The organism is Paenibacillus sp. 01T424 (assembly GCF_056398745.1).
Window position 1 is genome coordinate 1 of the sequence record NZ_JBFTPZ010000135.1, and the last position, 361, is coordinate 361.

Sequence of the window (361 nt, forward strand, 5' to 3'; positions counted from 1 at the left end):
CCGTGGGACAACGAGGGCATGCCGCGTGAGCGCATCGCCATCATCGAGAACGGCAAGGTCGCCAACCTCGACTACTCGCGCTTCTGGGCACAGAAGCAGGGCAAGACCGCCAAGGCCACGCCCGGCAACCTGCTGATGAGCGGTGGCGAGAAGAGCACCGCCGAACTGGTGCGCGGCACTCAGAAGGGCATCCTGGTCACCCGTACCTGGTACATCCGCATGGTCGATCCGCAGACCGTGCTGCTGACCGGCCTGACCCGCGATGGCACCTTCTACATCGAGAACGGGCAGATCAAGCATCCGGTGAAGAACTTCCGCTTCAACGAATCGCCGGTGATCATGCTCAACAACATCGAAGACC

1 protein-coding gene is annotated in these 361 nt (G+C 62.0%); it reads left to right on the forward strand.

All coding sequences use genetic code 11. From position 1 onward, the window contains the following. On the forward strand, positions 1-361 hold a 361-nt coding region (locus AC1DPK_RS34345; protein ID WP_477513036.1), incomplete at both ends, for a metallopeptidase TldD-related protein.